Annotated in this window: 15 protein-coding genes; all 15 read left to right on the top strand. The window is 66.3% G+C overall.

Going from position 1 to position 20,039, the window contains the following annotated elements:
* The 15 genes from ftsL (at nt 1) to lpxC (ending at nt 19,884) form a co-directional block, all read left to right on the top strand.
* Nucleotides 1–393 carry a cell division protein FtsL gene (ftsL, locus tag AC0WRY_RS27710; RefSeq protein WP_194403936.1) on the top strand — a complete coding sequence of 131 codons (393 nt, stop codon included), beginning with the start codon at nt 1–3 and terminating at the stop codon, nt 391–393.
* Nucleotides 390–2,144 (top strand): peptidoglycan D,D-transpeptidase FtsI family protein, encoded by a 1,755-nt coding sequence (locus tag AC0WRY_RS27705; protein ID WP_194403935.1) that lies wholly within the window; start codon nt 390–392, stop codon nt 2,142–2,144. The genes ftsL and AC0WRY_RS27705 overlap by 4 nt, the downstream gene beginning before the upstream one ends.
* An 86-nt stretch (nt 2,145–2,230) precedes the next feature.
* Entirely contained in the window at nt 2,231–3,703 is a 1,473-nt protein-coding gene (locus AC0WRY_RS27700; RefSeq protein WP_491121800.1) for a UDP-N-acetylmuramoyl-L-alanyl-D-glutamate--2,6-diaminopimelate ligase, read from the top strand.
* Nucleotides 3,700–5,079: a UDP-N-acetylmuramoyl-tripeptide--D-alanyl-D-alanine ligase gene (locus tag AC0WRY_RS27695; protein WP_491121798.1), complete on the top strand. Its 1,380-nt coding sequence runs from the start codon at nt 3,700–3,702 to the stop codon at nt 5,077–5,079. Before AC0WRY_RS27700 ends, AC0WRY_RS27695 begins: the two co-directional genes overlap by 4 nt.
* Nucleotides 5,080–5,228: 149 nt before the next feature.
* On the top strand, nt 5,229–6,332 hold the full coding sequence (gene mraY, locus AC0WRY_RS27690) for a phospho-N-acetylmuramoyl-pentapeptide-transferase (protein ID WP_194403932.1): 1,104 nt from the start codon (nt 5,229–5,231) through the stop codon (nt 6,330–6,332).
* 7 nt (nt 6,333–6,339) lie between these two features.
* Nucleotides 6,340–7,737, top strand: coding sequence for a UDP-N-acetylmuramoyl-L-alanine--D-glutamate ligase (gene murD / locus AC0WRY_RS27685; RefSeq protein ID WP_491121796.1), 1,398 nt, complete (start codon nt 6,340–6,342; stop codon nt 7,735–7,737).
* Nucleotides 7,738–7,933: 196 nt separating this feature from the next.
* Nucleotides 7,934–9,085 carry a putative lipid II flippase FtsW gene (gene ftsW / locus AC0WRY_RS27680; RefSeq protein WP_194403930.1) on the top strand — a complete coding sequence of 384 codons (1,152 nt, stop codon included), beginning with the start codon at nt 7,934–7,936 and terminating at the stop codon, nt 9,083–9,085.
* A gap of 189 nt (nt 9,086–9,274) precedes the next feature.
* Nucleotides 9,275–10,375, top strand: a complete 1,101-nt coding sequence (gene murG, locus AC0WRY_RS27675) for an undecaprenyldiphospho-muramoylpentapeptide beta-N-acetylglucosaminyltransferase (RefSeq protein WP_491121794.1) — start codon at nt 9,275–9,277, stop codon at nt 10,373–10,375.
* Between the two features lie 124 nt (nt 10,376–10,499).
* Complete coding sequence (gene murC, locus AC0WRY_RS27670) at nt 10,500–11,903, top strand: UDP-N-acetylmuramate--L-alanine ligase (protein ID WP_285807640.1); 1,404 nt, start codon at nt 10,500–10,502, stop codon at nt 11,901–11,903.
* A gap of 4 nt (nt 11,904–11,907) precedes the next feature.
* Complete coding sequence (murB, locus tag AC0WRY_RS27665) at nt 11,908–12,828, top strand: UDP-N-acetylmuramate dehydrogenase (protein ID WP_491121791.1); 921 nt, start codon at nt 11,908–11,910, stop codon at nt 12,826–12,828.
* Nucleotides 12,829–12,979: 151 nt separating this feature from the next.
* Nucleotides 12,980–13,966 carry a D-alanine--D-alanine ligase family protein gene (locus tag AC0WRY_RS27660; protein WP_194408428.1) on the top strand — a complete coding sequence of 329 codons (987 nt, stop codon included), beginning with the start codon at nt 12,980–12,982 and terminating at the stop codon, nt 13,964–13,966.
* Between the two features lie 350 nt (nt 13,967–14,316).
* Nucleotides 14,317–15,345 carry a cell division protein FtsQ/DivIB gene (locus tag AC0WRY_RS27655; protein WP_194403926.1) on the top strand — a complete coding sequence of 343 codons (1,029 nt, stop codon included), beginning with the start codon at nt 14,317–14,319 and terminating at the stop codon, nt 15,343–15,345.
* Nucleotides 15,342–16,664, top strand: coding sequence for a cell division protein FtsA (ftsA, locus tag AC0WRY_RS27650; protein WP_491121789.1), 1,323 nt, complete (start codon nt 15,342–15,344; stop codon nt 16,662–16,664). Before AC0WRY_RS27655 ends, ftsA begins: the two co-directional genes overlap by 4 nt.
* Before the next feature lie 90 nt (nt 16,665–16,754).
* Nucleotides 16,755–18,557 (top strand): cell division protein FtsZ, encoded by a 1,803-nt coding sequence (gene ftsZ, locus AC0WRY_RS27645; protein ID WP_491121787.1) that lies wholly within the window; start codon nt 16,755–16,757, stop codon nt 18,555–18,557.
* A gap of 364 nt (nt 18,558–18,921) precedes the next feature.
* Nucleotides 18,922–19,884 (top strand): UDP-3-O-acyl-N-acetylglucosamine deacetylase, encoded by a 963-nt coding sequence (gene lpxC, locus AC0WRY_RS27640; protein ID WP_211416301.1) that lies wholly within the window; start codon nt 18,922–18,924, stop codon nt 19,882–19,884.
* Nucleotides 19,885–20,039: the final 155 nt, after the last annotated feature.

The following is a 20,039-nucleotide window of genomic DNA, read 5'->3' as shown; positions in this document are numbered from 1 at the left end:
ATGCGCATCATCCACCTCCTCGTCATCGGCGCGCTGATCTTCGCGGCGGCCTATGTCTACCGCATCAAGATGGACTCGACAGCGCGCGTCGAGAAGGTGCTGCGGCTGCATGCGGAGATCCGCGAGCAGCGCGACGCGATCGCGTCTCTGCGGTCCGAATGGGCCAGGCTCGATGCGCCGCACCGGCTGCAAGGCCTGTCCGATCGGCATCTGCAGCTCAAGCCGGTCAATGGCACCCAATACGATTCGCTGAAGAACCTGCCGGAGCGTCCGCCGCGGATGTTCAGGCCGGGCGAGCCCGATCCGATCGGGGCCATGCTGAACACGATCGAAGCCGCCAGCGATCCCGACACCGTGACGGGCTCCGTGCCTCAGCCCGAGGACAATCAATGAGCGCTGCGACTCCGGCCAAACCTGCAGAAAAGCCGACTGAGCCCTGGCGGCAGCGTCTGATCCGCAGCCTGCTCTACGGGCGCAACGTCGACCGCGCCGCGAAGGCGCGCGCGCGCGTCGGCCTCGCCATGCTCGCCTTCGCCTCGGTCTATGCCCTGATCGGCGGCCGGCTCGTGATGTTCGCGATCGGCGCCGATGCCCATGGCGCGCGCCGCGCCGCGGCGCAGGAGGTGGTGGCGACCGCGCGTCCCGACATCGTCGACCGCAACGGCGCGATCCTTGCCACCGACGTCAAGGCGGCAAGCCTGTTCGGCGAACCGCGTCGCATCATCGACAAGGACGAGGCGATCGAGCTTCTCACCGCGACCGTGCCCGACCTCGACGAGGCCGAGGTGCGCGAGCGCCTGAGAACGCGCAAGGGCTTCGTCTGGCTCAAGCGCGAGGTCACGGCGAAGCAGCAGCAGGCCATCCACAAGCTCGGCATTCCCGGCATCGGCTTCCTGCGCGAGAACAAGCGCGTCTATCCGACCGGCAACGAGGTCGCCCACCTCATCGGTCTCGTCAACATCGACAACCAGGGCATCGCCGGCATGGAGAAGTGGCTCGACAATCAGGGCCTCGCCGATCTCCACCGCGCCGGCTTTGCCACCGACCGGCTGCAAAAGCCGATCGAGCTCTCGATCGACCTGCGCGTCGAGCATGCGCTGCGCGACGAGCTCTTGAAGGCCAAGGACAAGTTCCACGCCAAGGCCGCCTCCGGCATCATCTCGAACGTCAAGACCGGCGAGCTCGTGGCGATGGTCTCCCTGCCGGATTTCGACCCCAACAACCCGAAGGAAGCGCACGATCCTGATCGCATCAACCGCCTGACCACCGGCGTCTACGAGATGGGCTCCACCTTCAAGGCGTTCACGCTGGCGATGGCGCTCGATTCCGGCAAGATCAATTTGAACTCGTCGTGGGACGCGCGTGGAAACCTGCACTACGGCAAGTTCACCATCCACGACAGCCACCCGCTCGGACGTTTCATCAACACCAAGGAAGTGTTCACCTACTCGTCCAACATCGGTGCGGCGCGGATCGCGCTCAGCCAGGGCGTGGAGGCACACAAGGCGTTCCTCGCCAAGATGGGCCAATTGACGCGGCTGCGCACCGAGCTGCCGGAGAGCGCGGCGCCGCTGGTGCCGCGGCGCTGGGGCGAGCTGAACACGGTCACCATCGCGTTCGGTCAGGGCATGTCGGTGGCGCCGCTGCAAGCGGTGATGGGCATCAATGCGCTGGTGAACGGCGGCTATCTGATTCCGCCGACCTTCATGAAGCGCAGCGAGTCCGAAGCCGCGGCGATCGCCAAGCGCGTCATCAAGACCGAGACCAGCGACAAGATGCGGTTCCTGATGCGGCTCAACGCCGAGATCGGCACCGCCAAGACCGCCGATATCAAGGGCTATTACGTCGGCGGCAAGACCGGCACGTCCGAAAAGGTCATCAACGGTCGCTACGCCAAGAAGCGCGTGCTCAACTCCTTCACGGCGATCATGCCTTGCGACGATCCCAAGTATCAGATCCTGATCATGCTGGACGAGCCGCAGGCCATTCCTGAGACGAAGGGGTTCATCACCTCCGGCTGGAACGCTGTTCCGACCGGCGGCAAGGTGATCGAGCGGATCGCGCCGCTCCTGGGCGTCGAGCCGCGGTTCGACCTGCCGCCTGCGGAGCGCCTTATTCTTGCAGCATCCAGGACAACCCAGTAATCAACGGGGTAAGCTTTTCGCCGCGGCTGAGTCGGGATTTTCCACCCGTATTCGGCTTCCCGGCAGGGCATGTCGACTGGAAGACCATGAAGCTGCGCGACCTCCTGGGTCTGGATATTCTGGGCAATGATGCCGCGATCGAGCCCGCCATCGCCGCGCTCGATGTGACCGGCCTTGCGCTCGACAGCCGCGTCGTCAAGCCGGGTGATCTCTTCTTCGCGCTGGCGGGCAGCAAGACCGATGGCGCGCGCTTCATCGACGCCGCGATTGCCGCGGGCGCGGTCGCCGTCGTCGGCGACCATGCGCCTGATGGAGGCAAGGTGCCGTTCATCGCCGTCGCCAATCCGCGCCGTGCGCTGGCGCGGGCCGCCGCAAGCTTCTTCCCCGCCCAGCCGGCGACCATCGCGGCCGTGACCGGCACCAGCGGCAAGACCTCTGTTGCAGCCTTCACGCGCCAGATCTGGGAGCGGCTCGGGCATGTCTCCGCCAGCATCGGCACCATCGGTCTCGTCTCGCCCAAGCGCACGGTCTATGGCTCGCTGACGACGCCGGATCCGATCGCACTGCACCGGCAGATCGACGAGATCGCCCGCGAGGGCGTCACCCATCTCGCCTTCGAGGCGTCGTCGCACGGGCTCGATCAATTCAGGCTCGATGGCGTGCGCGTCTCCGCCGGCGGCTTCACCAATCTCTCGCGCGACCACATGGATTATCATCCGACCGTCGCGCATTACCTTGCCGCGAAACTCCGCCTGTTCCGCGAACTGGTGCCGCCCGGCGGCGCGGCGGTGATCTCGGCCGATCATGATTGCTCGGCGGAAGCGATCGACGCCGCGAAGGCGCGCGGCCTGCGCGTCATGGCGGTCGGTCGCAACGGCGACGGCGCAGGCGAGGGCATTCGTCTCGCGGACGCCAGGGTCGAAGGCTTCTCGCAAGTGCTCGGGCTCGAGCATCGCGGCAAGCGCTATGCGATCCGCCTGCCGCTGGTCGGCGAATTCCAGATCGAGAACGCGCTGGTGTCGGCGGGTCTTGCCATCGGGACCGGCAGCGATGCGGCCAACGTGTTCGCAAGCCTTGAGCATCTCGAAGGCGCCAAGGGACGACTCGAGCTCGTCGGCGAGCGCAATGGCGCGCCGATCTTCGTCGATTACGCGCACAAGCCCGATGCGCTCGTGAAGGCACTGCAGGCGCTGCGTCCCTATGCCAGGCGCAGGCTGGTCGTCGTGTTCGGCGCCGGCGGCGACCGCGATGCCGGCAAGCGTCCGATCATGGGCGAGATCGCGACCGAGAATGCCGACGGAATCATCATCACCGACGACAATCCGCGCAGCGAGAAGCCGGAAGCGATCCGCGCCGCGATCCTCGCTACCGCCAGGGGCGCCCGTGAAATCGGCGACCGTGCCGCTGCCATCCGCGCCGCGATCGAGGAATTGCAGGAGGGCGATGCGCTGCTCATCGCCGGCAAGGGCCACGAGACCGGGCAGATCGTCGGCGGAGAGGTTTTGCCCTTCAGTGATCACGAGGCGGTCGCCGCCGCATTAGCGTCGAGGGTTGCATGAGCGCGCCGATATGGACGGTTGCCGAAGTGGCGCGCGCGCTGGGCGCGGACGGGTCGTTCCCCGACACTCCGATCGATTTCGTCACCCAGGACAGCCGCCTGGTGAAACCGGGCAGCCTGTTCGTCGCGCTATCAGGCACGCCGAGCGGCGGCTTCGTCTCGGCCTTCGCCAGCGCACGCGACGGCTGGGAGTTCGCGGACAAGGCTGAGGCGTCCGGCGCAGTCGCGATGATCGTGCCGCATGAGATCGCCGGCATCCGCATTCCCCAGATCGTCGTCAAGGATACGCTGATCGACGGCCTCTGGGGCCTCGCACGCGCCGCGCGCGCGCGGTTCAACGGGCCGGTGATCGGGCTCACCGGCAGCGCGGGCAAGACCAGCACCAAGGAATTTCTGGCGGCCTATCCGAACGCCTATGCCAGCCCCTCCAGCTTCAACAATTTCTGGGGCGTGCCGCTGACGCTGTGCAATGCGCGCACCGATGCCAGCCTCTGGGTCGTCGAGATGGGCATGAACCAGAAAGGCGAGATCGCACGGCTCAGCGAATTGACGCGGCCGACGGTCGCGCTCGTCGTCAACGTCCAGCCGGTGCATCTGGAAAAGCTCGGCTCGCTCGAAGCCATCAGGCGCGAGAAGGTCTCGATTGCGCTCGGCCTGCCCGAGGACGGGGTGCTGGTGCTGCCCGCCGGGCTCAAGGCGTCGGAATGGAAGGGCAAGGTCGTCCGCTTCGGTGAGCACGCCGAGGTGCACGAGGTCGCGCACGCGCCGCACGGCGAGAGCTGGCAAATCGTGGCCATGATCGGCAAGAAGGAACTTGCCTTCAGCCTGACGCCGGGCGCGCCGCACCGCGTTCAGAATGCGCTGGCCGCGCTCGCCGCGATTCGTGCCGCGGGTCTCGACCCAGCGACGCTCGCGATCAAGCTCGACCGGGTAGGCATCATGACCGGCCGCGGCGTCGAGCAGACGATCGGCGGCATCACCGTGATCGACGACAGTTTCAACGGCAATCCGGCCAGCGTCGCTGCCGCGCTGCAGAGCCTGCAGGCACGCAACATGACCGGCGGCCGCCGCATTGCGGTGCTCGGCGACATGCTGGAGCTGGGCGAAGACGCCCCGGACTATCACACCGCCCTTGCCAAGCACCTCGACGGCATCGACGGGGTCTACTGCGTCGGCCCTCTGATGCGGCACCTCTACGACGTGCTGCCGTCAGGCAAGGGTCTCGGCTGGCACGACGACCCAGCCACGCTGAAGCCGGTCGAGGTCGCGAGCCTGCTGCAGGCAGGCGATGTCGTGGTTGTCAAGGGCAGCAAGAAGATGTTCTGGGTCAACAAGTTTGTGCCGGGCCTGGTGGCCGCCTTGCAGGCAAAGGCGTAAACTGCTTGGAAGGCGCCGTTCCCGAATCCCATCCTTTGCGGCGCGAAGCCGTCCGGTTTCCCTGGGGGCGCGCGACCCATGATGAAGACCAGCGAATGCGCGTGAGCACGCCAAGATCGTGCGTGCAGAGGCGCCATAGGACCGTCTGAATGTTTTACTGGCTGATCGAGCTCTCCAACACATTTCCCGGCTTCGGTGCCGTTCGCACCTTCCTGAACGTCTTCCGCTACATCACTTTCCGCACCGGCGGCGCGGTGGTCACCGGTGCGCTGTTCGTGTTCCTGTTCGGGCCCTGGATCATCGACCATCTGCGTATCCGCCAAGGCAAGGGCCAGCCGATCCGGACCGACGGTCCGCAATCGCATCTCGCCAAGAAGGGAACGCCCACGATGGGCGGGCTGATGATCCTGTCCGGCCTCACCGTCGGTACCGTGCTGTGGGCCAATCCGCTCAACCCCTATGTCTGGATCGTGCTGGCGGTGACGCTCGGCTTCGGCTTCGTCGGCTTCTATGACGACTACCTCAAGGTGACCAAGCAGACCACGAGCGGGTTCGGCAGCAAGCTTCGCCTGCTGATCGAGGCGGCGATCGCGCTGGTGGCCTGCTACGCCCTGGTGCGGCTGAACCGCGATCCCGCGTCCACCGCGCTGACGATTCCTTTCCTGAAGGACACCGTGCTGCATTTCGGCTGGTTCTTCGTGATCTTCGGTGCCTTCGTCATCGTCGGCTCCGGCAACGCGGTGAACCTCACCGACGGTCTCGACGGCCTCGCCATCGTGCCCGTGATGATCGCGACCGCGAGCTTTGCGATGATCGCCTATCTCGCCGGCAACGCGGTGTTCGCCGAATATCTCCAGATCAAATATGTCGCCGGCACCGGCGAGCTCGCGGTGCTCTGCGGCGCGCTTCTAGGCGCCGGCCTCGGTTTTCTCTGGTTCAATGCGCCGCCGGCGTCGATCTTCATGGGCGACACCGGCTCGCTCGCGCTCGGCGGCATGCTGGGTGCCATCGCGGTCGCGGTGAAGCACGAGATCGTGCTCGCGGTGATCGGCGGCCTGTTCGTGCTGGAGGCGGTCTCCGTCATCGTGCAGGTGGTGTCGTTCAAGCTCACCGGAAAGCGCATCTTCCGCATGGCGCCGATCCATCACCATTTCGAGCAGCTCGGCTGGACCGAGCCGCAGATCGTGATCCGGTTCTGGATCATCTCGGTGATGCTGGCGCTGGCCGGCCTGTCGACGCTGAAGCTGCGGTGATCGCTCGATGATCCCCGTCACCTCTTTTGCCGGCAAGACCGTCGCGGTGTTCGGCCTCGGCGGCTCCGGGCTCGCCTCCTGCCACGCGCTAAAGGCCGGCGGCGCCGAGGTGGTCGCGGCCGACGACAACGCCGAGAACGTCGCCAAGGCTGCGCAGGCCGGCTTCATCACCGCGGATTTGCGCAACGTGTCCTGGGCGAACTTTGCGGCGCTCGTGCTCGCGCCCGGCGTGCCGTTGACCCATCCGGTCCCGCATTGGAGCGTGCTGAAGGCGCGCGAAGCCGGCGTCGAGGTGATCGGCGACATCGAGCTGTTCTGCCGCGAGCGGCGGCGCCATGCGCCGGATGCGCCGTTCGTCGCCATCACCGGGACCAACGGCAAGTCGACTACGACGGCGCTGATCGCGCACCTCACGAAGGTTGCCGGCTACGACACCCAGATGGGCGGCAATATCGGCACCGCGATCCTGTCGCTGGAGCCGCCGCGCATGGGCCGCGTCCACGTCATCGAGATGTCGTCCTACCAGATCGACCTCACGCCCTCGCTCGATCCCTCCGTCGGCATTTTGCTCAATGTCAGCGAAGACCATATCGATCGTCACGGCACCATCGCGCACTACGCCGCGGTGAAGGAGCGCCTCGTTGCGGGCGTGCAAGGAGGCGGCACCGCGATCGTCGGCGTCGACGACGGCTTTTGCCGCGACATCGCCGACCGGCTCGACCGCTCGGGCAAGAATGTGGTGCGCATCTCCGTCAAGAACCCGCTGGCGTCGGGCATCCATGTCGAGCACGGCAATATCGTGCGGACCGCGGGCGGTGCGCGCAACGAGATCGCCGCGCTCGGCGGCATCGGCTCGCTCCGCGGCTTGCACAACGCGCAGAACGCGGCCTGCGCGGCCGCAGCCGCGCTCGCGATGGGCATCGGCCTCGACGTGCTTCAGAATGGCCTGCGCAGCTTTCCGGGCCTCGCCCACCGCATGGAGCAGGTCGGCCGCCGCGGCAACGTGCTGTTCGTCAACGATTCCAAGGGCACCAATGCGGACGCCACCGCGCATGCGCTGTCGTCCTTTGCCGACATCTTCTGGATCGCCGGCGGCAAGCCCAAGGCGGGCGGTATCACTGGTCTCACCGGTTATTTCCCACGCATCCGCAAGGCCTATCTGATCGGCGAGGCCGCGCAGGAATTTTCCGGCACGCTTGGTAGTGTCGCGCACGAGATCAGCCAGACGCTGGACGTCGCCGTCGAGCACGCCGCGCGCGATGCGGAGGCATCAGGCCTCGCCGATGCCGTCGTGCTGCTCTCGCCAGCCTGTGCCTCCTTCGACCAGTATCGCAACTTCGAGATCCGCGGCACCAAGTTCCGCGAGCTGGTGCAGGCGCTGCCGGGCGTGAAGCCGGTGGTGTAGCGAGTTCTCGTGTCCCGGACGCGCGTAGCGCGAGCCGGGACGCAGAAGCCGCTGGGCCCCGGCTCTGCAGCGCACCGCAATGGCGCTGCGCTGCGTCCGGGGCACGAGACTGTGCACAACTTCATCCACTTCCTTAACCCTGCGGTAACCAACCTCGGCGACCAATGGGCTGACCTCTGTCCGAAAGCGGCCGCCCATGCTCTCCCGTGAAGAACGCACCCCCTTTTCCGAGTGGTGGTGGACCGTCGACAAGCCGCTGATGGGCGCGATCCTGGCCTTGATGCTGACCGGCGTGATCCTGTCGCTGGCGGCGAGCCCGCCGGTCGCGACGCGCATCGGGCTCGATCCCTTCCACTTCTTCAGCCGCCACGTGCTGTTCCTGGTGCCGTCCTGCATCGTGCTGCTCGGGGTGTCCTTCCTGTCGCCGCGCGCGATCCGCCGTTCGGCACTGATCATCTTCGCGGCGAGCATCATCCTGATCGTGCTGACGCTCGCGATCGGTCCTGAGGTGAAGGGCTCGCGACGCTGGATCACGCTGCTCGGCGTCAATATCCAGGCCTCCGAGATCGCCAAGCCGTCCTTCGTCGTCATCGCGGCCTGGCTGTTTGCGGAATCGACCAAGCGGCCGGAGATGCCTGCGACCACGATGGCGTTGGTGCTGCTGTTGATGCTGGTTTCGCTGCTGGTGATGGAGCCGGATTTCGGCCAGACCATGCTGATCCTGATGGTGTGGGGCTCGCTGTTCTTCATCGCGGGCATGCGCATGATCTGGGTGTTCGGCCTCGCCGGCGCCGCGGCGGCCGGCCTTTTCAGCGCTTACCTGTTCGTCCCGCACGTCGCGGGCCGCATCAAGCGCTTCATGAACCCGGCCTCCGGCGACACCTTCCAGGTCGATACCGCCATGGAGGCCTTTTACAACGGCGGCTGGTTCGGCTTGGGCCCGGGCGAGGGCATCGCCAAGCGCAGTCTGCCGGACAGTCACACCGATTTCGTGTTCGCAGTCGCCGCGGAGGAGTTCGGCATCATCCTGTGCCTTGCGATGCTGACGCTGTTCGCCTTCGTCGTCATCCGCACGCTGTCGCGCGCCTATGCCAACGAGGACATGTTCTCGCGCTTCGCCGCCTCGGGACTTGCGATCCTGTTCGGCGTGCAGGCCGCAATCAACATGTCGGTCAACCTCCAACTCATCCCTGCCAAGGGCATGACGCTGCCGTTCATCTCCTATGGCGGCTCCTCGATCGTGTCGCTGGCCTATGGCGTCGGCATGATGCTGGCGCTGACGCGGCTGCGCCCGCGCACCGAGGTCGAAGCCAGCGGCCACGCCGAGGCAATGCGGAGTTACGCGTAGTTGCACGTGTCCCGGGCAAGCTCCGCGAAGCGGAGCGCAGAGCCGGGATCCAGAATGCTGCAACCAATGGGCCCCGGTTCAGCAGCGCACCACGCTGCGAAGGGCAGCGCGCTGCGCTGCGCCGGGGGCACGAACACTTTCGTTGCCGCACTCGCAATGACGGAAAACTCCCTGTAAAACTCCGCCATCATGACCACGTCCCCCCTGATTCTTCTCGCCGCGGGCGGCACCGGCGGCCATCTGTTTCCGGCCGAGGCGCTCGGCGTCGAATTGATCCGGCGCGGTTATCGCGTCCGCCTCGTCACGGACGAGCGCGCGTTGCGCTATAGCGGGCTGTTCAGCAAGGACATGATCGACGTCGTGGCCAGCGAGACCGCGCGCGGCCGCAATCCGCTTCAGCTCGCCTATGCCGGGCTCACGCTCGTGGCCGGCACGCTGTCCGCTTACGGACTGATCAAGCGATGGAAGCCTGTCGCAGTCGTCGGCTTCGGCGGCTATCCGACGCTGCCGCCGTTGGTCGCGGCGAAATTCGCCGGCGTGCCCGGCATCATCCACGACGCCAACGCGGTGCTCGGCCGCGCCAACCGGTTCCTGTCGAGCCGCGTGCGCGCCATCGCGACGTCGTTGCCGGGCGTGCTCGACCGCGATCCCGCGCTGTCGGCCAAGACCACCACCGTCGGCACGCCAATGCGGCCGGCGGTGCTCGCTGCTGCCGCCGTGCCCTATGCTGCGCCCGAGGTGAACGGCCCGCTGCGTCTGCTCGTCGTCGGCGGCAGTCAGGGCGCGCGCATCATGGCCGACATCGTGCCTGGTGCGATCGAGCGGCTCGAGCCTGCGCTGTGGGGCCGGCTCGTTCTCACCCAGCAGGTGCGCGACGAGGACATGAGCCGCGTCCGAGCGGTCTACGACAGGCTCAAGATCAAGGTGGAGCTGGCGCCGTTCTTCACCGACTTGCCGGCCCGGCTCGCGTCAAATCATCTCGTGGTATCGCGCTCCGGCGCCGGCACGGTGGCCGAGCTCGCGGCAATCGGCCGGCCCTCGATCCTGGTGCCGCTGCCGGGCTCGATCGACCAGGACCAGTTCGCCAATGCCGGCGTGCTGGTCAAGGTGGATGGCGCGATCCGTATCCCGCAGACCGAGTTCACCTCCGACCGGTTGGCGTCCGAAATCTCCGCCTTCGCCGCCGAACCCGCGCGCCTCGCCGCCATGGCCGCAGCGGCCGGTGGCGCGGGCCGGCTCGATGCCGCCGAGCGGCTGGCCGATCTGGTGGTCAAGGTTGCGGGAATCTGACGCGAAAAAGCCCTTGTCTTCGCCTTCTAAAGCGAGGCATCCAGTAAGAAAGGCGCGCGGCTGATTTGGCCGTGACCTTCGCCAGATGCCGCCTGCGGAAGGCGGCGAGGTCAGGGAACAGAGCATGAGACTGCCGCGCGAGATCGGACCCATCCACTTCGTCGGGATCGGCGGGATCGGCATGAGCGGCATCGCCGAGGTGCTGGTCAATCTCGGCTATGCCGTGCAGGGGTCGGATGCCTCCGACAATTACAATCTTGACCGGCTGCGCAAGAAGGGCGCGAAGGTTTCGGTCGGCCACAAGGCCGAGAATGTCGACGGCGCCGAAGTCGTCGTGGTCTCCACCGCGATCAAGCGCGACAATCCGGAACTGATGGCGGCGCGCGAACGGCGCATTCCCGTGGTGCGCCGCGCCGAGATGCTGGCCGAGCTGATGCGGCTGAAGAGCTGCGTCGCGATCGCGGGCACCCACGGCAAGACCACGACGACGACGATGGTCGCAACGCTGCTGGATGCCGGCGGGCTCGATCCCACCGTGATCAACGGCGGCATCATCAACGCCTATGGCTCCAACGCGCGGCTGGGTGCCGGCGACTGGATGGTGGTGGAAGCCGACGAGAGCGACGGCACCTTCCTGAAGCTGCCGACCGATGTCGCGATCGTCACCAATGTCGACCCCGAGCATCTCGATCACTTCAAGACCTTCGACGCCGTGCAGGACGCGTTCCGCCATTTCGTCGAGAACTTGCCATTCTATGGCTTCGCCGTGATGTGCATCGACCATCCCGTGGTGCAGACTCTTGTCGGCAAGATCGAGGATCGCCGCATCATCACCTATGGCGAGAACCCGCAGGCCGACGCGCGGCTGGTCGATCTCACCGCGGGCGGCGGCGGCTCGAAATTCAAGGTCGTGATCCGCGACCGCAAGGCCGGCACCACGCATGAGATCGCCGATCTCGCGCTGCCGATGCCGGGCCGGCACAATGCGTCGAACGCGACGGCAGCGATTGCGGTCGCGCATGCGCTCGGCGTCTCCGACGATGCGATCCGCAAGGCGATGGCCGGCTTCGGCGGCGTCAAGCGCCGCTTCACCAAGACCGGCGAGTGGAACGGCGTCACCGTCATCGACGATTACGGCCATCACCCCGTGGAGATCGCGGCAGTGCTGAAAGCGGCACGCGATTCCTACACCGGCAAGGTGATCGCCGTGGTGCAGCCGCATCGCTACACCCGCCTGCAATCACTGTTCGAGGAATTCTGCACCTGCTTCAACGATGCGGACGCGGTTGTTGTCGCCGACGTCTATGCCGCCGGCGAAGCGCCCATCGACGGCATCGACCGCGACCATTTCGTGGAAGGCCTGCGCGCCCATGGGCATCGCGAGGTGGTGCCGCTGCCGGCGGCACCGGAGCTCGCGGGCATCGTCAAGCGGCTCGCGAAGTCCGGCGATCTCGTCGTGTGCTTAGGGGCCGGCAACATCACGCAATGGGCGTATGCCTTGCCGGATCAGTTGAAGGCGCTGGGGTAGGGTGGTGAGCTTCCCCGACATCACGCCCGACCTCAAAACCGCGATGCCGCAACTTCGCGGCCGGCTGCTCGCCAACCAGTCTCTCGCCGAGCTCACCTGGTTTCGCGTCGGCGGTCCGGCGCAGGTGCTGTTCACGCCGGCGAATGAGGACGATCTCGCTTACTTCCTGGCGCGTCTTGCGCCCGACATCCCCGTCTATGTCGTCGGCGTCGGCTCCAACCTCATCGTGCGCGACGGCGGCATTTCCGGCGTCGTGATCCGCCTGGCGCCGCGCGCCTTCGGGGAGGCGAGCGCGAGCGGCGACGTCGTGACCGCCGGCGCGGCCGCGCTCGACAAGCGCGTGGCGGAGGTGGCCGCCTCCGCCAATATCGGCGGGCTCGAATTCTACTTCGGCATTCCCGGCACCATCGGCGGCGCGCTGCGGATGAATGCGGGCGCCAATGGCGGCGAGACCAAGGACGTGCTGATCGAGGCGCGCGGCGTCGGGCGCGACGGTACCAAGCACGTCTTCTCCAATGCCGACATGAAGTTCGTCTATCGCAATAGCGGCGTCGATCCCTCCATCATCTTCACCTCCGCGCGTTTTCGCGGCGAGATCAGGGATGCGGAGACAATCCGCGCGCGGATGGCGGAGGTGCAGAGCCATCGCGAGACAGCGCAGCCGATCCGCGAGAAGACCGGCGGCTCGACCTTCAAGAATCCGCCCGGTCATTCCGCCTGGAAGCTGGTCGACGCCGCCGGCTGTCGTGGCCTGCGCGTCGGCGGTGCGCAGGTCTCGGAGATGCACTGCAACTTCCTGATCAACAACGGCGATGCCACCGCGCACGATATCGAGACGCTGGGCGAGACCGTACGCGAACGCGTGAAGGCGAATTCCGGGATTGAGCTACACTGGGAAATCAAGCGGATCGGGATTCCCGCGTGAGTGTCGTTCCGGGGCTCGCGAAGCGAGAACCGGAATCCATCGGACGGCAGAGACGATGGGGAAATGGATTCTCAGGTGCGCAATTGCGCACCATAGTTCGCGACTTCGTCGCGCCCCGGAATGACGAACGGAGAGATTGCAGACCATGACCATGCGCATCACCATCCTCTTCGGCGGCTCCAACCGCGAGCGTCTCGTCTCGGTCGCCTCGGCGCAGGCGCTGCATCAGGCGCTACCCGAGGCTGATCTCTGGTGGTGGGACGTCGAGGACAAGGTGCATGTCGTGCAGTCCAAGCAGCTGCTCGAGCACGCCCGTCCCTTCGAGGACGAGTTCAAGCCGGGCACGCGTGGCATTCCCTTGGAGCAGGCGCTCGACCAGGCCAAGGCCGAGAATCGCGTGCTGGTGCTCGGCTTGCATGGCGGGCGTGCCGAGAACGGCGAATTGCAGGTGATGTGCGAGGCGCGCGGCGTGCCCTTCACCGGATCGGGCTCGGCCTCCTCGCATCTGGCCTTCGACAAGATCGCGGCCAAGCATTTCGCCGCGCTCGGCGGCGTGGCATCGCCGCCGAACGTTGCGCTCGACGACATCGACGAAGCCTTCGCCGAATACGGAAGACTGATCGCAAAGCCGGCGCGCGACGGCTCGAGCTACGGTCTGATCTTCGTCAACGCCAAGCAGGATCTCGTCGCCGTCCGTAGCGCGGCCAAGCACGAAGAGTATGTCATCGAGCCCTACATCGCCGGCATCGAGGCGACCTGCGGTGTGCTGGAGCGCGCCGATGGCTCGATCATCGCGCTGCCGCCGATCGAGATCATTCCGGGCGAGGGCAGCTTCGACTACGCCGCGAAATATCTGCTGAAGTCGACCCAGGAGATCTGCCCCGGCCGTTTCGCGCCCGAGATCACCGCCGCGCTGAAGGCGCAGGCGATGCTGGCGCATCGCGCGATGTCCTGCAGCGGCTACTCCCGGTCGGACTTCATCGTCTCGGACAAGGGCCTCGTCTATCTCGAGACCAACACGCTGCCCGGGCTGACCAAGTCCTCGCTCTACCCCAAGGCGCTGAAAGCCGAAGGCATCGCCTTCGTCGACTTCCTGCGCGGCCTGGTGGAGCTCGCGGGGCGGGCCGTGCGGAAATAATTAGGACTGGTTAACGGCCAAATGGGCGAAACGGGCCGGTTTGGGGTCCAAAACCGGTAAAATGCCGGACATCGCGGCATAAATGCCTCACACACCGGGGCAAAATGCGCCGGATGTTAACGAACTTTACCTTTTGTTTACCAGGACGTCCGAAGGTTAACGCTGGCGGCGCATATGGCGCTTTGGCTGCCGGCGCGTGAGCTGTCGCGGGTGATGTCACCTCCAGCGAACGCTTTGAAGGGGAGAGGTTTTCTTCTGCTGAAGACCAGCACCCGGCCCGGCATGTTCAAGACGTCATGTTCGCCAGGATCCGCGCGATGTCGCGGACTAACTGTTGACGAGCTCGTGCAATGGATGGAGCAGGAAGCCTCACCCGGTCTCTTTTCAGATCGCTGAGGCCCCAAGCTGACCTGAAGGCGGCCGCTGTCGGAGCGGTCGTGCTTCTGCGCGAGTGGCTGCAGGACAAGCACGCCGGGGCGCGCGCCGCCGCCAAGGACAGGATCAAGACCAGGGCGAAGGCCAAGGCCGCAGTCGAGCGCGAGCCGCCACCGCGCGTGGTCGCGCTGGTCGAGCGCTATTTGCCGCGCCGGGTCGGGATCAGCATGACCGTGCTGCTGCTGATCGGCAGCACCGGCTTCGGCATCGTCAAGGGCGGCCATCTCCAGGATTTCGTCACCGCGGTCAGCGATGCCCGCAACGCGCTGGCCAATTCCGCCGGGTTCCGCATCACCTCGGTCGTGATCAACGGCCGCAAGCAGCTCACCCAGGACGAGATCCTGGCGATCGGCGGCGTCAGCGGCCGTTCCTCGCTGCTGTTCCTCGACGCCGACGCGGTGCGCGACAAGCTCAAGGCCAATCCCTGGATCGCGGATGCGACCGTGCTGAAGCTCTATCCGGGCCAGCTCATGATCGAGCTGACCGAGCGCAAGGCGTTCGCGCTGTGGCAGGAGGCCGGCCGGCTTTCGGTCATCGCCGATGACGGCGCGGTGCTCGAGCCCTACGTCTCGCGCCGCTTCCTGTCGTTGCCGCTCGTGGTCGGCAAGGGCGCCGAGACCCAGGCCCGCGATTTTCTCGCGCTGCTGGCGCGCTATCCGCAGGTCAATTCCGTGACGAAAGCTGCGATCTATGTCGGCGAGCGGCGCTGGAATCTGAGGCTGAAGGACGGCCTCGACATTCGCCTGCCCGAGCAGGACATCGGCAACGCGCTCGCGATGCTGTCCAAGCTCGACAAGGAGGACAGGCTGTTCTCCCGCGATATCGTCGCCGTCGACATGCGCCTGCCCGATCGCCTGGTGGTGCAGCTGTCCGAGGACGCCGCCAAGGCGCGCGAAGATCTGTTCAAGGACAAGAAGAAAAAGAAGGCCGGGGATTCCGCATGACCGGTCTCGATCGCACCCAGACACCGAAGACGCGCCCGATGCCGCACAAGCGCGGCGGCCTCGTCGCCTGCCTCGACATCGGCACCAGCAAGATCGCCTGCATGATCGCGCGGCTGAAGCCGTCGGCGCCGAGCGAGGCTCTGCGCGGCCGGACCCATGCGGTGGAATTGATCGGATACAGCCAGATCCAGTCGCGTGGCATGAAGGCCGGCGCGGTGATCGATCTCGGCGAATGCGAGCAGGCCGTGCGCCAGGCCGTCGCGCTCGCGGAGAAGATGGCCAAGGTGCGGGTCGAGTCCGTGCTGCTTTCGGTCTCCGGCGGCCGGCTGTCCGGCCAGCTGGTGGAAGCTGCCGCCGACATCCGTGGTGGTGCCGTGACGCAGGCCGATGTCAGCCGCGTCACCTCCACCGGCATGCGCCACGCCACCGGCGAAGGCCGCACCGTGCTGCACGCGCTGCCGGTCGGCTACACGCTCGATGGCGTCCAGGGCATCCGCGACCCCCGTGGCATGGTCGCCCATCAATTCGGCGTCGACATGAACGTCGTCACCTGCGACGCCACCGTGGCGCGGAACCTGATGCTGGCGGTCGAGCGCTGCCACATCAATGTCGAAGCCATGGCGGCGAGCCCCTATGTCGCCGGGTTGTCGGTGCTGACCGACGACGAGGCCGATCTCGGCGCCGCCGTCGTCGAGATGGGCGCCGGCACCACCACGATTGCCGTTTATTCAGGCGGCCGTTTCGTGCATGCGGCGGGTTTTGCGGTCGGCGGGCAACACATCACGATGGATCTCGCACGCGGACTTTCCGCGACCATTGCCGATGCCGAGCGAATCAAGACGTTATACGGCACCGTCATCACCGGCGGATCGGACTCGCGTGAGCTGATGTCTGTGCCGACGGCCGGTGACGAGCAGGATCTGCCGCAGATCGTCTCCCGCGCCACCATCGCCAACATCGTCAAGCACCGTGCCGAGGAAGTCTTCGAAATGGTTCGGGACAAGCTGAAGGATTCGCCCTTCGCCTCGGAGCCCAACGGCCGCGTCGTGCTCTCGGGCGGAGCCTCGCAGCTCACCGGCCTCGTCGAACTCGGCACCCAGATTCTCGGCCGGCCCGTGCGGGTCGGACGTCCGCTCGGCTTCGGCCGGCTGCCCAACGAGGCGAAGAACGCCGCGTTCGCGGTGCCGGCCGGACTTCTCGTCTACCCGCAATATGTTCACCTCGAACATGTCGAACCGCGGCATACGCGGCAGCAGGTCAAGACAGGGGCCGGCGGTTATTTCGGAAAGGTCGGACGATGGCTACGCGAGGGCTTCTGATGACTCCTGTCCGCAATTATCGATTTTCACCAACTCCCGCGGCCACCGGCCGGGGCGAACCCACGCGCGCGTGATCGAGAGGCAGCAACCATGACCATCAGCATCAACGTTCCTGATATTCACGAACTGAAGCCCCGGATCACCGTGTTCGGCGTCGGTGGCGCCGGTGGCAACGCCGTCAACAACATGATCACGGCCGGCCTTCAGGGCGTCGACTTCGTGGTCGCCAATACCGACGCGCAGGCGCTGACGATGTCGAAGGCGCAGCGCATCGTGCAGATGGGCACGGTGGTCACGCAGGGCCTCGGCGCAGGTTCGCAGCCGAACGTCGGCGCCACCGCGGCGGAAGAGGTGATCGACGAGCTGCGCGACCATCTCTCCGGCGCCAACATGGTGTTCGTCACCGCCGGCATGGGCGGCGGCACCGGCACGGGTGCTGCTCCCGTGATCGCCAGGATCGCGCGCGACATGGGCATCCTCACCGTCGGCGTCGTGACCAAGCCGTTCCACTTCGAAGGCGCCCGCCGCATGCGCACGGCGGAAGCCGGTATCGCCGAGCTGCATAAAGTGGTCGATACCCTGCTGATCATCCCGAACCAGAACCTGTTCCGGGTCGCCAACGAGAAGACCACCTTCGCCGACGCCTTCGCGATGGCCGACCAGGTGCTGTACTCCGGCGTTGCCTGCATCACCGATCTGATGGTCAAGGAAGGCCTGATCAATCTCGACTTCGCCGACGTGAGAGCGGTGATGAAGGAGATGGGCAAGGCGATGATGGGCACCGGCGAGGCCTCCGGCGACAAGCGCGCGCTGACCGCCGCTGAAGCCGCGATCGCCAACCCGCTGATCGACGACTCTTCGATGAAGGGCGCCAAGGGCCTCCTCATCTCCATCACCGGCGGCAAGGACCTCACTCTGTTCGAGGTCGACGAAGCCGCGACCCGCATCCGCGAGGAAGTCGACCAGGACGCCAACATCATCGTCGGCGCGACCTTCGACGAAGCGCTCGACGGCCTGATCCGCGTCTCCGTCGTCGCCACCGGCATCGAGCAGGCCGCGATCGCCCGCAACAGCCAGGCCACCTCCGCTCCCGTCGCGAACGCGGCGCCGCAGGCCCAGCAGGCGCCCGCGGCTCCGGCCGCAGCCGCCGAGAGCCGTCTCGCCGATTTGACCGCGCGCCTCCGCGCCGACAATCAGCGCATGGCCGAGCGCGCCCAGAAGCTGGAAGGGCAGATGCCGGCTGCAAGCCAGGCTCCGGTCGCTGCCGCGCCGATGGCGCCCCGTCCGAACGTCGAGCGCGCCGCGCTCGCCGCCATCGCGGCTGCCGTTGCGGACGTTCCGCAGGCGCCGGCGCCGATGCAGACCTACGGCGACGTCACCGTGCGCCCGATCGCCCAGAAGCCGACCCTGTTTCCGGAGCCCGAGCAGGCCCCGCTCGCGATGCAGGAGCCGATGACGCCCGAGACCTTCATCCCGCCGCAGGCCGAGCGCCCGGTCCGTGCGCCCAGGATGCCGCGCATCGACGAGCTGCCGATGCCGGCCCAGGCCGAGCTTCGCCAGGCTCGCGGTGAGGTCGAGGAGGAGACGCCGCCGAAGAGCCGCCTGTCGCTGCTCCAGCGCCTCGCCAATGTCGGCCTCGGCCGTCGTGACGAAGAGAGCGAGCCGCCGGTCGCAGCCCGCACCGCCGGTCCCGCAATGCCGCCGCTGCCTGAGCGCCGGCCGCAGAAGACCGTGGCGCAGCAGATCGCATCGAGCGAGCCGGTATCGGAGTATGCCCGCCGTCCCGCGCCCCAGGGCCTGGACATGCATGGCCGTCCCGCGCCTGTTGCGCCGGCGCCACAGGGTGACGACCATCTTGATATCCCGGCCTTCCTGCGGCGGCAGGCGACCTGAGGATTGTTACAATAAGGCAGACGAAAAAAGGTCCCGGCAACAAGCTTGCCGGGACCTTTCCTTTTGTCCCGTGCATACCCGGATTGCGCAGTCAAACAACTGATTTTAAATCATTAATTACGAGTTCGGGTGTTCGGTAGAATTGCCGGAAGCGGCCCAAAAGCTCGGTGCAATTTGGTTAAGCCTTGGCGCGAATACGGCGGGTTTGGGGTAACAATCGGTAAAAAAGCGTGAGTTGGCGCTGTTTGAGGCAGTGACTATGGTTTGGCGTGACTTGGGGATACGGATTCGCAGGGGTGCCGGCACTAGCCGGCCAAGTGGGTCTCGTATAAGTCGCAATGGGTCGTAGTGGGGCGGGTTCCTGATGAAATTTAGCCGGCAAACAACGCTTCGTGCGCAAGCCTCGGTGGCAGGCGTGGGCGTTCATTCCGGTCTTCCCGTCACTCTCACGCTTGGGCCTGCGCCTGTCGACGCGGGTTTTATTTTTGTCCGCACGGGCCTTGAGGGAAGTGACCGCGAAGTTCAGGCGACCGCCGGACAAGTGGTCGCGACGGATCTCGCGACCGTGCTGGGTGACAGCGAGGGTCCGCTCGTTTCCACCGCCGAGCACGTGCTTGCTGCACTGCGGGGCATGGGCGTGGACAACGCCACCATCGAGGTCGACGGTCCCGAAGTGCCGATCATGGACGGCAGCGCCGCGGCCTTCGTTGCGGCGATCGATCAGGCCGGCATTGTCACCCAACCCGCGCAACGCCGCTTCATCCAGGTTTTGAAACCCATTTCGGTCGCTATCGGCGACTCCTTTGGCGAATTGCGACCCTATGCCGACGGCTTCCGCGCTGAAGTTGAGATCGATTTCGCCAATCCCGTGATTGGCCGGCAGAGCTACACGCTGGAGCTGGTGCCGGAGCGGTTCCGCCGCGAGGTCGCTCGCGCCCGGACCTTCGGTCTGATGTGCGATCAAGCGCGGCTCTGGGCCGCGGGCTACGGTCGCGGTGCCTCCTTCGGCAACACCGTGGTATTCGACGAGGAACGCCTCCTCAATCCCGAAGGCCTGCGCTACGCCGACGAATGCGCCCGCCACAAGGTGCTGGACGTGATCGGCGATCTCGCGCTGGCCGGCCTTCCGCTGCTTGGCGCCTACCGCTCTGTGCGCGGCGGCCACAAGCTGAACCACGCCGTCCTGACCGCCTTGCTGGCCGACCGTACCGCCTGGCGGGTGGTCGAGGGCGAGGCGGCCCGCCGGACCACGCGTCCCGTGGGCGAAGTCGGTCGCGGTATCGTCGGCGGCCGGGTCGCTGCGGCCTACGGGCCGGACGTGTCCTGAACAGAGCTGGTGTCGCGGCCCTCTGGCAGCGGCTTACCCCGGGAAACTCCTGGTAACCATGATCAGCTAGCATTGCGGCAAGTTCGCCTTAATCCGGGCGGAATGCCTGCCTATCCGGTTGGTTAAAGATCGCTTTTCGGATCCATCGGCGTGGT

This window comes from Bradyrhizobium sp. T-12 (genome assembly GCF_058314695.1).
The sequence above is the reverse complement of the archived record's forward strand: the minus strand, read 5'-3'. Positions and strand labels throughout refer to the sequence as shown.

Excerpts from the sequence above, each read along its gene's own strand:
- AC0WRY_RS27655 (WP_194403926.1), top strand. The coding sequence starts at position 14,317 with ATGGATGGAGCAGGAAGCCTCACCCGGTCTCTTTTCAGATCGCTGAGG.
- ftsA (WP_491121789.1), top strand. The coding sequence starts at position 15,342 with ATGACCGGTCTCGATCGCACCCAGACACCGAAGACGCGCCCGATGCCG.
- murD (WP_491121796.1), top strand. The coding sequence starts at position 6,340 with ATGATCCCCGTCACCTCTTTTGCCGGCAAGACCGTCGCGGTGTTCGGC.
- AC0WRY_RS27705 (WP_194403935.1), top strand. The coding sequence starts at position 390 with ATGAGCGCTGCGACTCCGGCCAAACCTGCAGAAAAGCCGACTGAGCCC.
- ftsW (WP_194403930.1), top strand. The coding sequence starts at position 7,934 with ATGCTCTCCCGTGAAGAACGCACCCCCTTTTCCGAGTGGTGGTGGACC.
- ftsL (WP_194403936.1), top strand. The coding sequence starts at position 1 with ATGCGCATCATCCACCTCCTCGTCATCGGCGCGCTGATCTTCGCGGCG.
- ftsZ (WP_491121787.1), top strand. The coding sequence starts at position 16,755 with ATGACCATCAGCATCAACGTTCCTGATATTCACGAACTGAAGCCCCGG.
- murG (WP_491121794.1), top strand. The coding sequence starts at position 9,275 with ATGACCACGTCCCCCCTGATTCTTCTCGCCGCGGGCGGCACCGGCGGC.
- AC0WRY_RS27660 (WP_194408428.1), top strand. The coding sequence starts at position 12,980 with ATGCGCATCACCATCCTCTTCGGCGGCTCCAACCGCGAGCGTCTCGTC.
- murC (WP_285807640.1), top strand. The coding sequence starts at position 10,500 with ATGAGACTGCCGCGCGAGATCGGACCCATCCACTTCGTCGGGATCGGC.
- lpxC (WP_211416301.1), top strand. The coding sequence starts at position 18,922 with ATGAAATTTAGCCGGCAAACAACGCTTCGTGCGCAAGCCTCGGTGGCA.
- AC0WRY_RS27700 (WP_491121800.1), top strand. The coding sequence starts at position 2,231 with ATGAAGCTGCGCGACCTCCTGGGTCTGGATATTCTGGGCAATGATGCC.
- mraY (WP_194403932.1), top strand. The coding sequence starts at position 5,229 with ATGTTTTACTGGCTGATCGAGCTCTCCAACACATTTCCCGGCTTCGGT.
- AC0WRY_RS27695 (WP_491121798.1), top strand. The coding sequence starts at position 3,700 with ATGAGCGCGCCGATATGGACGGTTGCCGAAGTGGCGCGCGCGCTGGGC.